The 17880-nt window shown below is 39.4% G+C and carries 10 protein-coding genes and 1 tRNA gene; 8 read left to right on the top strand and 3 right to left on the bottom strand.

Features of this window, described 5'->3' with window-relative positions; translation table 11 throughout:
* Nucleotides 1-13: 13 nt before the first annotated feature.
* A complete protein-coding gene (locus J1N10_RS07800) occupies nucleotides 14-1156 on the bottom strand; it encodes a methionine aminotransferase (RefSeq protein ID WP_262326132.1) in 1143 nt (380 codons plus the stop codon).
* Nucleotides 1157-1314: 158 nt separating this feature from the next.
* Nucleotides 1315-2043, bottom strand: coding sequence for a DNA repair protein RecO (gene recO, locus J1N10_RS07795; RefSeq protein ID WP_262326131.1), 729 nt, complete (start codon nucleotides 2041-2043; stop codon nucleotides 1315-1317).
* A 222-nt stretch (nucleotides 2044-2265) separates the two neighbouring features.
* On the opposite strand from recO, the gene J1N10_RS07790 reads away from it, so the two are divergent.
* Complete coding sequence (locus tag J1N10_RS07790; RefSeq protein WP_262326130.1) at nucleotides 2266-3663, top strand: MFS transporter; 1398 nt, start codon at nucleotides 2266-2268, stop codon at nucleotides 3661-3663.
* A gap of 87 nt (nucleotides 3664-3750) precedes the next feature.
* Nucleotides 3751-3837 (top strand) — tRNA-Leu (locus tag J1N10_RS07785).
* 110 nt (nucleotides 3838-3947) lie between these two features.
* Here the strand turns inward: J1N10_RS07785 and J1N10_RS07780 are convergent.
* A complete protein-coding gene (locus J1N10_RS07780) occupies nucleotides 3948-6791 on the bottom strand; it encodes a sigma factor-like helix-turn-helix DNA-binding protein (RefSeq protein WP_262326129.1) in 2844 nt (947 codons plus the stop codon).
* A gap of 373 nt (nucleotides 6792-7164) precedes the next feature.
* Between J1N10_RS07780 and J1N10_RS07775 the strand changes: the two genes are divergently transcribed.
* The 6 genes from J1N10_RS07775 (at nucleotide 7165) to J1N10_RS07750 (ending at nucleotide 17867) form a co-directional block, all read left to right on the top strand.
* The gene (locus tag J1N10_RS07775) at nucleotides 7165-10227 is read left to right on the top strand and encodes a SusC/RagA family TonB-linked outer membrane protein (RefSeq protein ID WP_262326128.1); all 3063 of its coding nucleotides are present in this window, start codon (nucleotides 7165-7167) and stop codon (nucleotides 10225-10227) included.
* A gap of 17 nt (nucleotides 10228-10244) precedes the next feature.
* On the top strand, nucleotides 10245-11789 hold the full coding sequence (locus J1N10_RS07770) for a RagB/SusD family nutrient uptake outer membrane protein (protein ID WP_262326127.1): 1545 nt from the start codon (nucleotides 10245-10247) through the stop codon (nucleotides 11787-11789).
* 22 nt (nucleotides 11790-11811) lie between these two features.
* The gene (locus J1N10_RS07765; protein WP_262326126.1) at nucleotides 11812-13563 is read left to right on the top strand and encodes a LamG domain-containing protein; all 1752 of its coding nucleotides are present in this window, start codon (nucleotides 11812-11814) and stop codon (nucleotides 13561-13563) included.
* Nucleotides 13564-13659: 96 nt separating this feature from the next.
* Complete coding sequence (locus J1N10_RS07760; protein WP_262326125.1) at nucleotides 13660-15642, top strand: glucoamylase family protein; 1983 nt, start codon at nucleotides 13660-13662, stop codon at nucleotides 15640-15642.
* Nucleotides 15635-17008 carry a glucoamylase family protein gene (locus J1N10_RS07755; RefSeq protein ID WP_262326124.1) on the top strand — a complete coding sequence of 458 codons (1374 nt, stop codon included), beginning with the start codon at nucleotides 15635-15637 and terminating at the stop codon, nucleotides 17006-17008. Before J1N10_RS07760 ends, J1N10_RS07755 begins: the two co-directional genes overlap by 8 nt.
* A gap of 22 nt (nucleotides 17009-17030) precedes the next feature.
* Entirely contained in the window at nucleotides 17031-17867 is an 837-nt protein-coding gene (locus J1N10_RS07750; RefSeq protein ID WP_262326123.1) for an endonuclease/exonuclease/phosphatase family protein, read from the top strand.
* The last annotated feature ends 13 nt before the right edge of the window (nucleotides 17868-17880 follow it).

The raw sequence follows: 17880 nt of genomic DNA, 5'->3' as shown, positions 1-17880 counted from the left end.
AAAAGAACAAAAGTCAAACTTCTTTTAGTCGCTTGGCAGCTTCCTCCAGAACTTCGTCTGGTTTGGCAAAGTTAATGCGTATATGATGGCGTTGTTGTCGCTCACTAATAAACGCACTAATAGGCATAACGGCAATCCCATGCTCTTTTATCAGGCGTACCACCAGGTCACGATCCTTTTCTTCGCTTATCTGACTATAATCCAATAACTGGAAAAAGGAGCCTGATGACTTAAGTGCTTTAAAACGGCTTCCCTCCAACAAATTCAGGAATTTATCTCGTTTGTTCTGGTAAAAAGCGTTGAGCTTTTTATACTCCTCTTTTTCATCTAAAAAATCGGCTATGGCCAATTGGAAAGGAGAATTAACGCTGTACATCATCGCCTCGTGTACCTGGCGGAACTCACGCATGATTGCTTCAGGTGCTGCACAGTAGCCTATCTGAAATCCTGTTACATGATAGGTTTCACCAATGGATGATACAATGACGCTTCTTTCGGCCAGTTTTGGAAAACAGGCTATGCTTTGGTGCAGATGACCATCGAACAGCACGTGTTCAAAGGTCTCCTCACTCAGTACTATGATTTTAGAACCGTTGATAATTTTCTGTAAGCGTAGCATATCAATTTCACCCATTGCCCAACCTGTAGGTGCATGTGGTGAGTTAATTATAATCATGCGAGTTTTATTCGAAATCATTTGTTGTACCAACTCCCATTCAATATGGTATTCTTTTCCTGACATGGGAATGGTGCGAACCTGACCACCATTTATCTCAATGGCAGGTGCATAATACTCATTGGCCGGTTCGAAAACAATGACTTCATCACCTTCTTTGACTAATGCAGCGATGGCTGTATAAATGCCTTGCGCTGCGCCTGCAGTTATTGTTATCTCTGTTTCTGGATTGTACTGGCGATCGTACAGAGCATTAATTTTGGCAGCCATCTTTGTTCGAAGCATCATCTCACCTGCAGCATCAGCATAATTATTTAAACCTTCGCGCAAGTGTTTTTCAACTAAAGAAATAAGCTTAGGTGAACAATGGAAACCTGTGTGTCCTGAGGCTAAGTCAATAGCGTTAAACTCTTTAATTAAAGGTTTTAGAGTTGTTAGGAAGCTTGGTTCCAGATTGTGAAACTTCGAGTTTATTTTCATGATGATGTTATACGGATATAGGCTAAAGTGATTAAGTAACTCAATTTAATCATTAAGTTTTTAAATTGCGATTAGTTTTGTGGAAACATCGGATTTGTACAGTCAATGTACCTAATTCTTTGACTAACGATTATTTTCTTTTTGTCAATCTTTAGTGCTTATTCATCGTGAAACAACTGATGAACAATAGGAAGAGATTTTAGTTCGCCTAATGAGTCAATGTGCAGATTGTAATATTCCAATAAGTTTTCGAGCAATTGATAACGTTCCTGGCCGCTTAATTTTATCTCCTGAAGATTTTGTATTTCAATCGAAAAAAGTTTCTTCCAGTTGACTAATGACTGACCGCTAATGCTGAAACCATGCGAAGGTTCGGTGCTGGTAAAGTAACCATTCATTAGATCAAAGAAGAGGGCATCAATGTGATTGGTTTCCGGGCCAAAGCCTAAAAATCGGGTTAGCTGAAACAGGAAAAATAAGTGAAAATTATAATCGCCGTTGATGCCGGTATCAAATACCTCTACACTGTGGTATAAAAAATTAAATAAGTCGGTATTCTTTTCTTCTTCCATTAGAACTTTGCTCATTAGTTCGGTTAAAAAAAAGGCCATAGCCCTTTTTTCCTGTTTAAATGGAATGCTACTTAGTGGATGAGCTACTTTAAAATCCTTAATCCGCTGAATCTCTGACTTTGGACGATAATATACTTCCATGTCGAGCAAAGTCATTGGCTGGAGCAAGATGGAGTTGCCTTTGTTGCGTTTGGTACGCACGTTGTTAACCATATAGCTCTGTCGGCCAAATTGTTGTGTGTAGATATTAACAATAATACTGGTTTCTTTATACTTTATATGATTGAGCACAATGCCTTTGGTTGGGTGTATCATTGTTATAGGTCTTTTTGCAAAGGTAATATTTCAGAATTGACTGTCGATGTAGGGTAAGCGATGATTTAGATGTCTGATTCTATATGGTTATATTTGGCGATAAATGTTCATTTGCTGACATATGTAAACATTTCGCAAAAAGAAAGTAACTATTTTTGTGATTTATAGTATTACTATCATGTGAAATTAAATTGAGAGAAATTAATAATAAACTACTTTTTTATGACTGGGATTGTCAATTTTTTTAAACGGTTCAGTAAAGGTTTCTGGGTGGCTAACTTTGCTGAGTTATTAGAACGAGCTGCCTATTACGGTGTATTTATTGTTATCACATTGTATTTATCTCGAATCCTAGCCTTTTCAGATGTTGAGGCTGCTTTGATTTCGGGTACTTTTAGTGCATTGCTATATTTTCTTCCAACTTTTACTGGTGCTTATGCCGATAAAATTGGCTTTAAAAAGTCGTTGGTTGTTGCATTTGCTTTCTTAACGGTTGGTTATGCAGGTTTGGGTGTTTTTCCAACTTTTCTTGAAGGAGCTGGTTTAGCACAGTATGGATTTACAACGGAATTTACCGGATTGAAAGATGCCAATGAAAAGTACATCATCATTCCTATTATGGCTTTGATTATAATTGGCGGTAGCTTTATTAAGTCGGTAATTACGGGTACGGTTGCAAAAGAAACATCGACTGCAACACGAGCAACCGGTTTTTCCATCTTCTATACAATCGTAAATATTGGTTCTTTCTCAGGAAAAACAATTGTAAAACCCTTGCGTGAGGCAATGGGTAATGTTGGTTTAATTAATATCAGTTACTTCTCGGCTGGTATGACTCTGTTAGCACTGGTTGCTATCATTTTCTTTTTTCGTCCGAGTGTAACACACGGAGAAGGTAAATCCATTAAAGAAATTTGGAAAGCATTGGTTCGAGTTGTTCTTAACTTCCGATTGTTGATTCTGATAATCATTATCACTGGTTTCTGGATGGTACAGCATCAGTTATATGCCACTATGCCTAAATATGTGTTGCGGATGGCTGGTGAAGGAGCTTCTCCATCGTGGTATGCCAACGTCAATCCATTGGTGGTGTTTACAACAGTAGGATTGATAACCTCGCTTTTCAAAAAAAGAAGTGCGTTGTTTTCGATGACTGTTGGTATGTTTATTATGCCGGTTTCGGCCTTTGCCATGGCTGCTGGTAATATGATTGGTGGAGACAGCATGGGATTTGTTAATATGCACCCGGTGGCCTTTATGATGATTGTTGGTATTGGATTCCAGGGATTGGCAGAATCCTTTATTTCACCTCGTTTCCTTGAATATTTCTCATTGCAAGCGCCAAAAGGAGAAGAAGGACTGTATCTTGGTTTTAGCCATTTGCACTCATTCTTATCATCCTTATTAGGGTTTGGGTTGTCAGGTGTTTTATTGGAGAAATGGTGTCCAGATCCATTGACATTAACTGAAGCTGAGAAGTTAACCGCATATGATCATGCACATTACATTTGGTTTGTTTTTGTGGGTATTGCTTCTGTTTCGGCTGTTTCATTAATTGTTTATGGATATGTAACCAAAAAAATGGATGCTAATAAAGAGCTAGTTAGCACAGAGGTCTAAATAAAACTGAAACATTTTATTGATTTTTCTTGCAGGACAAAGGATTTGACTTATCTTTGCAACCGCAAAAAGCTCAATAGAGTGTTTGCCCAGATGGCGGAATTGGTAGACGCGCTGGTCTCAAACACCAGTGATAGCAATATCGTGCCGGTTCGATCCCGGCTCTGGGTACCAAAAGAAAGCCTGATACATTGCGTGTCAGGCTTTTTTATGCTTTCCACCTGTTCTTAAAATTCTATAGAATTCTCTGCTCTTCAGGTATTGAATATGAATCGTTGTCTTTCTTATAATTGTAAAATGAAGTCCGTCAGGTTGTCTTTTGCAGATAGGTCTAGTTTTTTTCGTACACGCGATCGGTGATTTTCAACCCCTCTGACCGAAATACCCAATAAGGAGGCTATCTCTTTTGATGACAGGTTAATCCTAAGATAGGCACATAAGCGTAAATCGCCCGGGGTGAGATTGGGGTAGGTTGACTTTAGTGACTTCAAAAAGGCTTCGTGAGCTTGTTCGAAATTGGTTTCAAATAATTTCCAGTCATCTTGTCCGGTTATATTTTCATCAATCTGTGATAAAAGCTCTTTGTAATATTTATCCGGATAGCGTGATCCTAAGTCTGATTTGTGTCGCTTTATCTTATGCTTAAGCGACATTAGAAATTCATTTTTCTTGATGATGCCCATAGTGGACGTTGCAATCTGCTGACTTTTAAATGATAATTCAGACTCTAGCTTTTCATTCTTTAGTTTAATAATCTTTTTCTCTTTCTCTTCTCGAATCCGTTGTTCTTTCATTTTAATCTTACGCTTTGTGATATTTCTCGATAGGAGAACTAAGAGAAGAATTATCGTCGCGTAAATGATTATTGCAGGAATAGATTTATACCAAGGCTGACTAACAGAAATTGTAATTTGGTGAATTTGCGAACTATTATTCCAAATATTGATGGCTTTAACACTCAATGTATATACACCAGAAGGGATTCGGTTAATTTCAAAAATTGGTTTATCCATTGGTGCCGACCAGTAATCATTTAAGTTTGATAACTTATACTGATAGACAACTTTTTCATCATTGAGAAGCGGAAAAGCATAATTACAGTTGATGCTGTTGTAGTTAAAAGGAACTGATACGTTTGTTGAGTTTATCGATAGTGCCTTTGTTTTACCATTTTTCGTCCTGATTTCCAGTTTTCGAAGTAGTGGTTTGTGTTGGGTAATCTCATCAGTGACTGTTTCTATATTTGTATTGATGAGAGCATAACCATTCTCGAGGCATACCAGAATATTATCATCATCCAGCGGAAGCAAGTTTTCATAGGTTGGGACTAAGTGGTTTTCAAATATACTGGTTGGGTATTCCGAAGTTTTGCTAATGCTATTGGGCAATATCTTAAAACATCCTATGTATTGCTTAGTGATAAACCAATAGTGGTGATTTTGACCTTTAATAATGCGATGTGCCGAAGCATAATGTCCCAGGTTAGTATTTAAATATGTATATGGTACTATGGAATCATTTAAGTCATTGTAGGTAAACAGTTGTTGGCCTGATGTGAAAACTAATCGCCCTCCAATCTTAAAGACACGGTTATTAGATTTATTTTTGAAGTCTGCAATTGGTAAATCATATTGTTTCACAGATATCACACTATCGCAGCGTTCATTTAATTGTAGTTTATAAATATTGCCATATAAATGGCATGCCCATAAATTGTTGATGTGATCGAACTCAATAAAGCGAATTAGGTTATTAAATCCTTTGATTGTATTGGTAAAACGCCATTTACCACCTTTACGTTTAAATAGTTCTAAATGGGCGTAAGTGCTTTGTATTGCAAGGTCTGGATTAGAAGGGTGTTGAATAATTGAATAACCTCCAGATTGCTCTGATATTTTTGATAGATTATCACCATCAATGAGGAAAGTGCCAGAGTTGTGTCCAATAAGCAATTGGTTGTCAATTATTTTACAGTCCCATACTTGTTGCTGGGTATAAGGCAATAACTTGTAATCATCCATATTACCGGGCCATGATTTACAATATAAACCCTGATTGGTTCCAAGGTATAAGTTATTGTTATAGACAGCAGCGGAATATACGGCTCCTAATTTTTCATTGTTGATGATTCGATAAGGCTTTTTATCTGGTGAGCACATAAGGCTTATTCCTCTGTCAAGTGCCATCCATATATTATCGTTTTTGTCCAAAGCTACTCCTAAAACCGTGTTACTTTGTAAGCCTTGTGTCTTATTGTGTGAGAAAAGCAATTGTTGATTGACATCAATGCCCAAAACTCCATCAAGTATGGTTCCGATGATTATCTTTTCGGAATGAACTTTTAGCCCGCGATTTATTTTATTGCGTGCAAAGAAATCTGTTAGGTGGGGGGCAAATTCTTTAAACTGATTAGTAAGAGCATTATATGAAAACAATCCATTTGATTCAGTGCCAATAAGGTAACTGTTAGGATTATTTAAAACCGTAAAAAACCGTACTATCTTATCCTCAAAGAAAGACGACTCAATAAAGGGCACCATTTGTTTGTCTGTTATTTTATAAATGCCTTTTTTCTGAATGGATGCAAATAAGTCTCCATCAATTTCTGTTGAGTAATTGATGAATCCACCTGGCTTTAGAACTTGAAACTGTTCTCCATCATAACTATATATTGCTGAGAACGATTGGAAGTATACTTTGTTTTTAACAACCAAAATATTCCATATTTCTTCGTTTTGCGTGAAGTATTGTTCTACTAAAGAGGTTAAAGAATGATAAATAAGTGCATTAAAGCGATTTCGCTCCCAATAACCAACCTCTCTATAGCCGGCAGTGTAAATGCGAGAAGTTGAATCGGTAGCTACCGCCCTGATGATGGAGCCATTAACCGAAGGATGAAGAATCCATGAAACACCATCAAACTCCAGTAAACCCAAGCTGTTACCAAAGTATGCTATCCCATCCCTGTCAAATGCTACTGACCAGTTTTGACTGGCAGCCTTGTATTCTGTTTTTTCAAAATTGACCAACTCAACAGCTTCTGTTGAAAAGCCATTAATTGTAAAGATAAGCAGGTATAGTGCTTTTATAAAAAGCGAAGTATGCTGATAAGTTCTTTTTGACTGCATTTTAATTTGAACAATCTTGAATAAATCAAGGTGTTTTAAAAATGTAAAAAACATTTAATGTTAGTTGACTAAAGTTAGTGATTTTTCATTGTACGATTAAAATGAATACAAATGTAGCCTGTTTTTGTTAGTCCATTGCCTCACTAATCGAGTAAATACTACAGAAAGTATAAATAGTAAATGTGAAAAATATAAATTAGTAAAAAGCACAAAAACAGCATTATAGATATTTGTTCTAGGTAAGAGATGAGGTAATTATGAAGGCCACATTTTGCATTTTTTAACAAAGAGAGTTAGTAGTGTGGTAATTTTCTTTACAAACTGCTATGGGTCGGCCTAATTTTGCCGAGTAAACAACTTAAATGTAAGCGTTATGAAAAAAACTCTTTTTGTTATTACCATGTTATTGGTATCAACACTCCTTTTTGCACAGCAGATGCTGACTGTAAAAGGAAAAGTGACTGATGCAAGTAATGTGGGTCTTCCAGGGGTTACAGTTGCCATACAAGGAAGTGCTCAGGGAACCATAACTGATATAGACGGAAATTATATACTACAGGTGTCTTCTGATGCTGTATTAGTCTATAGTTTTATCGGATTTGAAAAACAAGAAATACCGGTCAATAATCAGACGGATATTAATGTGGTTCTTCAGGAATCCATGAAATTAGTGGATGAAGTGGTGGTTGTTGGATACGGTGAAATGAAGGTGAAAGATCTGACATCTTCCATTACCACTGTTAAATCCGACGACCTGGCTAAAACACCATCTGGTCAGCCCATGCAAGCTTTGCAGGGAAAAGTATCTGGTATGCAAATAGTGAGTAGCGGTGCACCCGGTGAAGCACCAACGGTGCGTGTACGTGGTATCGGTTCCTACCCTGGCATTGGTGATACCAATCCTTTATACGTGGTTGACGGGATGTTCTTTGATGATATTACGTTCCTTAATCCATCTGATATTGCTTCCATATCGGTATTAAAAGATGCTTCGGCAGCAGCAATTTATGGTGTTAGAGCAGCCAATGGGGTGATATTGATTGAGACAAAGTCGGGAAGCAAAAATCAAAAAGCTATTATAAGTTATGACGGTTATTATGGTACCCAGGTGGCGCAGAATGTGGTAAAAATGGCTAATGCTGAACAATTTACAGCTATGGCCTATGAATCGGGTTCCGACCCTGATGTTAGCTACATTGAGAATGCCATGCAGCGTTACGGCAGAAGTCGTGTGAATCCCAATGTGCCGGATGTAAACACCGACTGGTATGATGCGATTTTAAGACACGGACAAGTTCAGAACCACAGTATCAATGTTGCAGGAGGTGGTGAGTCAGCTACTTATTCGATTGGTGCCAGCTACTTCGAAGAGCAAGGTATTCTGGATATGAAAAATGAGTTTGAACGATTTAACCTCCGTTCAAAATTGGACTATGAAGCCAACGACTGGTTTACCATCGGAGGTAACGTGTTATTTAGTAACTCAACCAGGTATGCCCCTGATAACTCAGCATGGAGCCGTGCCTACTGGGCTGTGCCGATAATGCCTGTCATTGATGAATTGAATGTGGATGCCTGGCCAACGCCTTATTCGGATGCCACAGTGTTGGGTTACCGTGGTCCTCAAAACCCATTCACAAGTATGGATTTTAGTAATGACCGCACGAAGAACCGAAAAACACTGGCTAACTTCTATGCAAAAATTGATATTCTACCTTCTAAGTTATCGTTTAAAACAACGTATAATGCTAGCATAGAGAGTCAGCTAATCCGCAATGTTAGACTTCCCTACTATATTACTGATAACTATAGAAGAGATGAGGAAGATGCTTCAGTCACTTCAAGAACTAATACCTACTTTAACCAGATTTGGGATAATGTTGTGACTTATACAGATAGTTTTGGCGATCATAATTTAACGGTTATGCTTGGTTCAGAATACCGTGATGAGGCTTATGACCGATTAAATGCACAGGGGCTTGGGTTCCCTTATCAAAATGAAGAATCGTGGTACGTAGGCCAGTCAAGTAATATACCAGTTGAACAGGTTTATGACGAAGCCAGTCGTTATTATGGTCTATCTTATTTCGGACGTATATCCTATAATTTCAAAAACCGCTATTTATTGTATGGAACATACCGTGCCGATGGTACATCTAAGTATCAGGAAAAATGGGGTTATTTTCCAACCGTTGGTGCCGGATGGGTACTGAGCGAAGAAGGTTTTATGCAGGATATTGATTTTCTGGATTATCTGAAGTTAAGAGCCAGCTGGGGACAGTTGGGTAACAACAGTGTGCCAGCCAGCGATGGTGCCAGTACAACAGATAATGTTTACCTGGCCATTGATGATATTTATGAATATGGAACACAGACATCCAGTACATTTGACTATTTAAAGTGGGAAGTAACCGAAGAAACAAACTTTGGTGTGACAACCAATTGGTTAAATAATCGACTTTCAGCTGAGGCAGATTATTACATTCGCGATACTAAAAATGCAGTGATTCCAATCCAGGTGCCATTCGTAGGTGGTAGTGTACGTCGTAACCTTGGAGAGATTCGAAATTCAGGTTTTGAATTGGCTTTAAACTGGAGCGACAAAATTAATAGCGACCTGAGTTATAGTGTTGGCTTTAATATGTCAACATTGAAAAATGAAGTGCGTGATTTATATGGACAGGAATATATTGATGGTGGAAGTGCAGAATTTCGTCAGAGAAGTATTGTTGGTGAATCTATCTTAGCATTCTACGGCTGGGAAACTGATGGAGTGTATAGTTCATGGGATGAAGTAAACAACGATCCAATAGCTGTAGCTAACAACCTGGAACCTGGTGATTATAAATATAAGGACCAGCAGGCCGAAGGTGAAGAAGGGTATGGTGTTATTGATGGTGAAGACCGTGTGGTACTTGGATCATATCTGCCTTCTTTTATGTATGGCGGTAACTTAGGTCTTCAATACAAGAATTTCGAGTTCTCAGCCAGTTTCTATGGACAAACAGGTAATAAAATTCTTAACCGCAAACGCGGTCAGGTTATCTGGACACCTGATTTGAACATGGATGCTGATTTGGCGACCAACCGCACACAGATTTCATTGGATGAAAACAACAATGTAGTTGATGTTGTAAAAGTTGGTAAGTATCCTTCATCTAAAGGATTGCGCAAAGGATGGAACCAGAAAATGAGTGATTATTTTGTGGAAGACGGCGCCTTCTTCAGAATCCAGAACGTTCAATTGGCCTATAACCTCAAAGGACAGGAATGGTTTGGTACGGCTATGCCAAACATGAGAATTTCACTAACTGCCGAAAGACCATTAACGGTATTTAATTACAATGGTTTTAATCCTGAGGTTAGCAATGGTGTCGATTTACAGACTTATCCTATTCCGGCTGTTTATACAATCGGCTTAAACGTTAAATTCTAATTCAAAGAGGCATGACAATGAAGACAATATATAAATTTATAATAGTAGCAAATGTAATCTTTGCACTGGTGATGGTGAGTTCATGTTCTGACAAACTGGATGAGTTACCATTGAATACATCTTTCACAGAAGATGTCGATTACACCATCTCAGAAAACATGATTTTGCCACTGAAAGGCGCTTATGAAGCTGTTTACACCAGAGGATGGGAAGAGTTTCCGCTTATCTCTGTCAGGGGCGATGATGTGAACCACGGTGGTTTAGGTGATCAGCAGGATTATGCTGAAACCGACAAATACAACTACAACAAAGATTTCTGGATGTATAATTCACTATGGCAGGTGTCTTACAATGATATTTTCATGTGTCACTCAGCTATGGAGCAAATTGAAAAATACCAGGAGTTTGCCAGTAATCCGGCGTTGGGCGATCAATATATAGCAGAAGCTAAAGTGTTGCGTGCATTTTTATTGTTCCAGGTGACACGTGTATGGGGCGATGTTTTTATTCCAACCAATTCAGTGCCGACTGACCTTGTAGGTGTTATGCCGACAACCAAGGATGAAATGATGCAACACTTGTCAGATCAAATGGATGAAGCAATTCCTTACTTATTGGATATACACCCTAACAAACGTTCTGATATCAGGGGTGGTGTAACAAAATATACGGCATTGGCTATTCAAGCATTGGCTAACCTTGAGTTGAAAAACTACCAGGGGGTAGCTGATGCCACATCAGAAATCATCAACTCCGGTGAATTTAAATTATCCGGTGATTTTTATAATCTGTTTAAGATTCCGGGTAAACTGGATGATGAGAATATTTTTGAATATCAATACTCTGACTTCGGACAAGCATCAGGAGACCGTACATCATACCTATTTGCCTTTTTTGGTCCACAAGGGGCATTCTATAATCCTAAAGTTGAAGGAGCCGGTGGTGGCTGGGGATTTTACGAGCCAAGTATCAAATGGATTAAGTTCATGTTGGATCGAGGTGAAACTACCCGCCTGCAAACCAGTGTTTTATTTACCCCACGGGGGATAGCTGAGATACAGAAGGATGCGGCTTATGCGACTTTGCCCGAATGGATTTCTAATGTAACACCATCTGGCGATGAAGTGTTGGATTATCCGCGCGCCATGTTTTCAAGTGGTAAGCACTATTTACCATCCGACCAGTTAATCCCGGGTCGTAATGATTATGGTTCAAACAACAATTTCCGTTGCATCCGCTATGCCGAAGTATTATTGATGCATGCTGAGGCATTGACGCGTGGAGCCAGCAGCTCCGTGATGACTGCCGACGAAGCAGTGAATGAGGTACGAGGAAGAGCGGGGTTAACAGATTTAAGTGGTGTAACCAGCGAACAGGTGATGGATGAGAAATTTGCGGAGTTAGCCATGGAATGGGGCACACGTTTTTACGACATGGTTCGCCTGGGGAATTATGCTGAACTAAGTTATGAAGGACGGACATTCACTGAAGACAAGATTTATTTGCCTTATCCGCAAAATCAAGTGGATCAGTTGCCTGTGTTAAAAGATTATCAACGTTAACCAGTATCTTAAATTAAAGAACATGAAGATGATAAAATATTTTTTGATCGGAATTATTAGCGTTGCATTCTTTGCTTCTTGCAACGTTGGCATTGACCCTATTTCACCTGTTGATCCGGGGGCCGATGAATCAGCGCCACAGATAACAGTAAATTTCCCGCCTGAAGGCTATGAGCTTCAGACTAATGAAGCAATTGCATCAATTACCATTGATTTTGAAGTGAGGGATGATATCGAAATAGGTACTGTTAGCCTAAAAGTTGACGGTGCCGAAATAAGCAGCTATTCTGAGTTTATTGATTATCGTGTCTTTCTTGAGAAATATGACTATGATAATGTAACAACCGGCAACCATGTGTTAACGGTGGAAGCAACAGATCTTGATGGAAAAAGCTCAACAGTTAGTGTCAATTTTGTTAAAGCACCTCCTTATGTGCCGGAATACGAAGGTGAAATATTCTATATGCCTTTTAATAATGAGTTCCGAGAAATGAACAGCTTGACATTAGCTAGCAGCTTTGGTACTCCTGGTTTTGGTGATGGTATTCAGGGAGGAACAGCTTATGTAGGGGCAACGGATTCTTATCTTACTTTCCCTTCATCTATTTTGGATGGTGCTGCCGCTGTTAGTGCTACCTTCTGGATGAAGATTGATGATTCAATGGATCGTGCCGGAATATTAACAGTTGCTCCGCCGGCTGATGATAACAATGACCGTACTAAAGGCTTCCGATTCTTCCGTGAGGCTAGTAATGGCGGTGCCACACAGCGCTTTAAGTTAAATGCTGGTGACGGCACTGCAGACTCGTGGTTCGATGGAGCAGAAGCCGCTGATGTGACACCAAATACAGGCGAATGGGTGCACTTTGCTTTCACCATTTCAGATACTGAAGGCGTTGTATATATCAATGGAGAAGTTGTGAAACAAGGAGCCTTTGAGGGCATCGACTGGACGGATTGTAATGTGATATCCATTATGTCTGGTGCGCCTAACTGGACCGGCTGGAGTCACCTTTCAGATGGCAGTTCTATGGATGAACTACGACTCTTCAATACAGCTTTGACTCAGGAAGAGATTCAGACCATTATGCTAAAAGAAAAATCGACACTTTATATGGGTTTCGATGGTAATTATAAAGATGCCATTACAGCTACAAAAGCGACGGTTGTTGGTTCGCCTGTTTTCGATTATGGAAGGGGCGTTGTCCGCGATGCTTATAAAGGAGCTGCAGACACGTATCTTACATTCTCTACCGAAAATGTTGATATTCAAAATGATGAATTCAGTGCCAGCTTTTGGTTAAATATCAATGACGCAACAGATCGGGCAGGTATCCTGGTTATGGGGCCTGAAGATACTGCTAATCCGGATGCTCAGAATGATCGAACAAGCGGTTTTCGATTCTTCCGTGAAGCTAGTAATGATGGCGCCACACAACGTTTTAAACTGAACGTTGGTGATGGTTCTGCTGATACCTGGTTCGATGGTGGTGAGGCAGCTGATGCGGATCCTTCTACAGGTGAGTGGGTGCATTTTGCTTTTACTATTGGTGCAACTGAAGCAAGAGTTTACATTGATGGTGTAGAAGTAAAACAAGGTACGTTTAATGGTATTGATTGGACAGGCTGTGATATTCTTTCAATTATGTCAGGCGCTCCACGATTTACTGGATGGGGGCACAGTTCTGACTTAAGTATGATGGATGAATTATATCTATTTAAAAAGGCTTTAACAGCTGAAGAGGTAATGTTATTAAAAAATGACGGTCTTTAAACTAAGTTGATGGTTTATTGAGTGGATGCTCCCCTGTATTTGACAGGGGAGCATTACTTCAATTTTTTCATAGTTCATATAACAGTATTGTTTCCCATGAATAGTAAATTTATATCCTTACTTCTCACGAGTATCGTTCTCCTTTTGTTAGCATCATCATGTAAAAAAGACACAGATGAAAAGCAAGCGGCAACTTTAAGTGTCACCTATGTTTATGTCGGCGATACAGAATTGTCAATTTCGGGCACCAATCGATCAGTGCCTCTGGATGAGGTCATTCAAATACGATTTGATGCAGCTGTTAACCAGGAATCAGCCCGAGAAAACATCATGCTTTACGATGTTGATAAGCAGTTAGTTCAATTGACTTTTTCTTTTTTTAACGATAATAAACTGATTAAGATAGCGCATCCCTCACTATCTGAAGGAGGCAATTACCAGCTCGTTCTGAAACAGGAATTGAGAGGTGAAAACAATGAGGTATTTGAAGAAAAGAGCTATGAATTTACTACGCTTATTCAGCCACTGTTAGTTGAAACGATAAAATTTGATGGCATTGAGGTTGAGCCTGTCACAAGGATTATGGATATTGACAGAGAAGCGGAATTACAAATTCGCTTTAATGTGGATGTTAAAGCCAGTGATGTACAGGATTATTCATCTCTTCGATTATATGGTAATTCAGAGGATTTTATCATTGCACAAGTGGATAATCAAACGATTTCAATTTCGGCCAATCAAACATATGCAGGGTGGAGCAACTATTTATTCAGCATTTCATCAGATATTGAGAACAAGGTAGGAAGACCTTTCGATGGCCTGGAATTGAATTATTATACAGAGCTTGATTCGACGTTGAAATTTTCTGAGATTAGTGATGAGGCTCTGTTAACTAAAATACAGGAACAAACCTTCAAATACTTTTGGGATTTTGGTCACCCCGTTAGTGGTATGGCTCGAGAACGTAACACATCAGGTGAGACAGTCACTTCTGGTGGTTCAGGATTTGGCGTGATGGCGATCATTGTTGGCATTGAACGTGGATTTATTACACGCCAACAAGGAGTTGAACGATTGACAACAATTGTTGATTTCCTTGCAGAGGCCGATCGTTTTCATGGTGCCTGGTCGCATTGGTTAAATGGTACCACCGGTCAGGCAAAGCCTTTTAGTACCAAAGATAACGGTGGTGATTTGGTTGAGACATCCTTTATGGCAGCTGGCTTGTTAGCTGCGCGCCAATATTTAGATGCATCAAATACTGATGAGATCATATTAATAGAAAAAATCAATAACCTATGGGAAGGTATTGAGTGGGATTGGTACACACAGGGCGGACAAAATGTTTTGTACTGGCACTGGTCGCCTGATTATAATTGGGAAATGAATATGAAAATACAGGGCTACAACGAAGCCCTGATCACCTATATCATGGCCGCTTCATCACCAAGCCATAGCATCCCTGCTGATGTTTATCACCAGGGATGGGCCAAAAATGGGGCGATAGTCAATGGTTCAGAATACTATGGAATAGAACTTCCGGTTGGATACAGTTATGGAGGACCATTGTTTTTCGCACACTATACTTTTTTAGGCATTAATCCTGAAAATCTGTCGGATACCTATGCTGACTATTGGAAACAGAATAGAAATCATTCATTAATCAATCAGGCTCATTGTATTAAAAACCAGAATCATTTTGTTGGTTACAGTGCCGATTGCTGGGGTTTGACGGCCAGCGATAACCACCAAGGCTATTCTGCCCATTCACCAACGAACGATTTAGGGGTGGTTACCCCAACAGCTGCTATCTCATCGCTACCATATACTCCAGAAGAATCAATGAAGGCCATTCGCTTCTTTTATTACATGTTGGGCGATCGTCTTTGGGGTGAATATGGTTTTTACGATGCCTTTAACGCTACAGAAGACTGGACTGCCGATTCATATATTGCCATTGATCAGGGGCCCATCATTATTATGATTGAAAATTATCGTACCGGATTAATATGGGATTTGCTGATGTCATGCCCCGAAGTGCAGGCTGGTTTAACAAAACTTGGATTTACTTATGAATAACATGAAGAATAAAATATTACCGATAGCAATTGCTGTCATAGTTGGAGTGTTTGTGATGGTCGGGTGTCAAACCAAAACCAGACAAACATCAAATGTACCAGAACCAAATAATCAACTTCAGGAAGATTCGCTTCTCAATCTGGTTCAATACCAGACGTTTCAATATTTCTGGGATGGCGCTGAAGCTAATTCGGGAATGGCCTGTGAACGGATTCACCTCGATGGGAAATATCCCCAAAATGATGAACATATTGTAACCCTTGGAGGCTCCGGATTTGGTGTGATGGCGTTATTAGTTGGGATAGAAAGAGGTTTTGTTTCTCGAAGTGAGGTGTTGGCCCGAATGCAGCAGATTGTTGACTTTCTGGGCAAAGCCGATCGTTTTCATGGTGCCTGGCCACATTGGCTCGATGGACAAACAGGAAAAGTCAGGCCTTTCGGTAAAAAGGATAACGGTGGCGACCTGGTAGAAACAGCGTTTATGATACAAGGATTGCTGACAGTAGCTGAATATTTCGAGGGAGGTAATGAAGCCGAACAGCAATTGGTAAAAGACATCCATCAACTTTGGGAAGAAGTTGAGTGGGATTGGTACACCAAAGGAGGTGAAGATGTATTGTACTGGCATTGGTCACCAGAATACGAGTGGGACATGAATTTCCCGGTTGGTGGTTATAACGAATGTTTGATTATGTACGTTTTAGCAGCGTCATCGCCAACACACGGTATTAAGCCCGCTGTATACGATAAAGGATGGGCTAAAAGTGGCGCTATTGCAAATGATACTGTTTATTATGGCCTGTCAACCGTGTTAAACTACTATGAGCATAATAATGATCCTATAGGACCTCTTTTCTGGGCGCACTATTCATACTTGGGTCTTAACCCTAAAGGTTTGAAAGATAAGTATGCCGATTATTGGCAATTAACGACTAACCATGCGCTGATTCATTATAAGTATTGTGTGGATAATCCATACGGATACAAAGGTTATGGTTCGGATCAATGGGGATTAACCTCCAGTTATTCGATGCGTGGCTATGCCGGACATCATCCCGGTAAATCCGATTTGGGCGTCATCTCACCAACTGCAGCCTTATCATCATTTCCCTATACACCTAAAGAATCGATGCAATTCTTGAAATACCTGTATACCGAAGCTGATTCATTAGTAGGTAAATATGGGCCGTACGATGCCTACAGCCATACCGACAACTGGTATTTGCCACGCTATTTGGCAATTGATCAAGGCCCAATTCCTGTCATGATTGAGAACTATCGCTCAGGTCTATTATGGAATTTGTTCATGAAAAATGCAGATGTACAAAAAGGGCTTAAGAAACTTGGGTTTACGATTTCTAAATAGTAATTGAAAAGCACGCCATACAATGAAAAAACACCAGGTATTACTAATACTGTTCTTTCTTGGAGTGAATTTGTTTGCTCAGAAGAGCATAAATGTCGCAACATATAACCTGCGATTAAAAACAGAAAGCGATGGCATAAACCAGTGGCAATTCAGGGTTGACCATTTAAAGTCCTTAATTGAATACCACGAGTTTGATATTTTCGGAACTCAGGAAGGTTTTAAAGAGCAATTGGATGACATTGCTGAAATAGAAGGGCTCAACTATTTTGGTAAAGGTCGTGACGATGGAAAGGAAGCAGGTGAACATGCAGCCATATTTTACCGCTCAGATAAGTTCAAACTACTCGACTCTGGTAATTTCTGGTTAAGTGAAACGCCCGATGTGCCCTCCTTAGGCTGGGATGCTGATTACAAGCGTATTTGTACCTGGGGAAAATTCAAGTCGATAAAAACAAAGGCAAAGTTTTATGTATTTAATGTGCATTTTGATCATCGTGGCAAAATAGCTCAAGTGGAATCTGCACGATTAATATTTAAGAAGATTGGTGAGATTGCAGGGCAATCAATGGTCATATTATGTGGGGATTTTAATCTTGAGCCTGACTCAGAGGGCATAGCTATTATTAAAAAAGAAATGATAGATAGCAGAGAAGTATCTTCAAAAGCACCTTATGGACCTGTTGGAACTTTTAGTGGATTCAACATAAATAGTAAACTAAACCGGAGAATCGATTACATATTCGTTTCAAAGGGAATAGCTGTCAGAAAATATGCTGCCTTAAGCGACATTAAGGATAACAGGTTCCCATCTGATCATCTGCCGGTAGTTGCTAAAGTTGAGTTTGACCGAAAATAGGAAATTAATAAAA

Source organism: Carboxylicivirga litoralis, assembly GCF_025499605.1.
Lineage (GTDB): Bacteria > Bacteroidota > Bacteroidia > Bacteroidales > Marinilabiliaceae > Carboxylicivirga > Carboxylicivirga litoralis.
This window is presented reverse-complemented; position numbering and strand designations above follow the sequence as displayed.

What these genes read in the sequence shown, in the direction of transcription:
- J1N10_RS07800 (WP_262326132.1), bottom strand. Translation starts at nt 1,156, where the DNA reads ATGAAAATAAACTCGAAGTTTCACAATCTGGAACCAAGCTTCCTAACA.
- recO (WP_262326131.1), bottom strand. Translation starts at nt 2,043, where the DNA reads ATGATACACCCAACCAAAGGCATTGTGCTCAATCATATAAAGTATAAA.
- J1N10_RS07790 (WP_262326130.1), top strand. Translation starts at nt 2,266, where the DNA reads ATGACTGGGATTGTCAATTTTTTTAAACGGTTCAGTAAAGGTTTCTGG.
- J1N10_RS07780 (WP_262326129.1), bottom strand. Translation starts at nt 6,791, where the DNA reads ATGCAGTCAAAAAGAACTTATCAGCATACTTCGCTTTTTATAAAAGCA.
- J1N10_RS07775 (WP_262326128.1), top strand. Translation starts at nt 7,165, where the DNA reads ATGAAAAAAACTCTTTTTGTTATTACCATGTTATTGGTATCAACACTC.
- J1N10_RS07770 (WP_262326127.1), top strand. Translation starts at nt 10,245, where the DNA reads ATGAAGACAATATATAAATTTATAATAGTAGCAAATGTAATCTTTGCA.
- J1N10_RS07765 (WP_262326126.1), top strand. Translation starts at nt 11,812, where the DNA reads ATGAAGATGATAAAATATTTTTTGATCGGAATTATTAGCGTTGCATTC.
- J1N10_RS07760 (WP_262326125.1), top strand. Translation starts at nt 13,660, where the DNA reads ATGAATAGTAAATTTATATCCTTACTTCTCACGAGTATCGTTCTCCTT.
- J1N10_RS07755 (WP_262326124.1), top strand. Translation starts at nt 15,635, where the DNA reads ATGAATAACATGAAGAATAAAATATTACCGATAGCAATTGCTGTCATA.
- J1N10_RS07750 (WP_262326123.1), top strand. Translation starts at nt 17,031, where the DNA reads ATGAAAAAACACCAGGTATTACTAATACTGTTCTTTCTTGGAGTGAAT.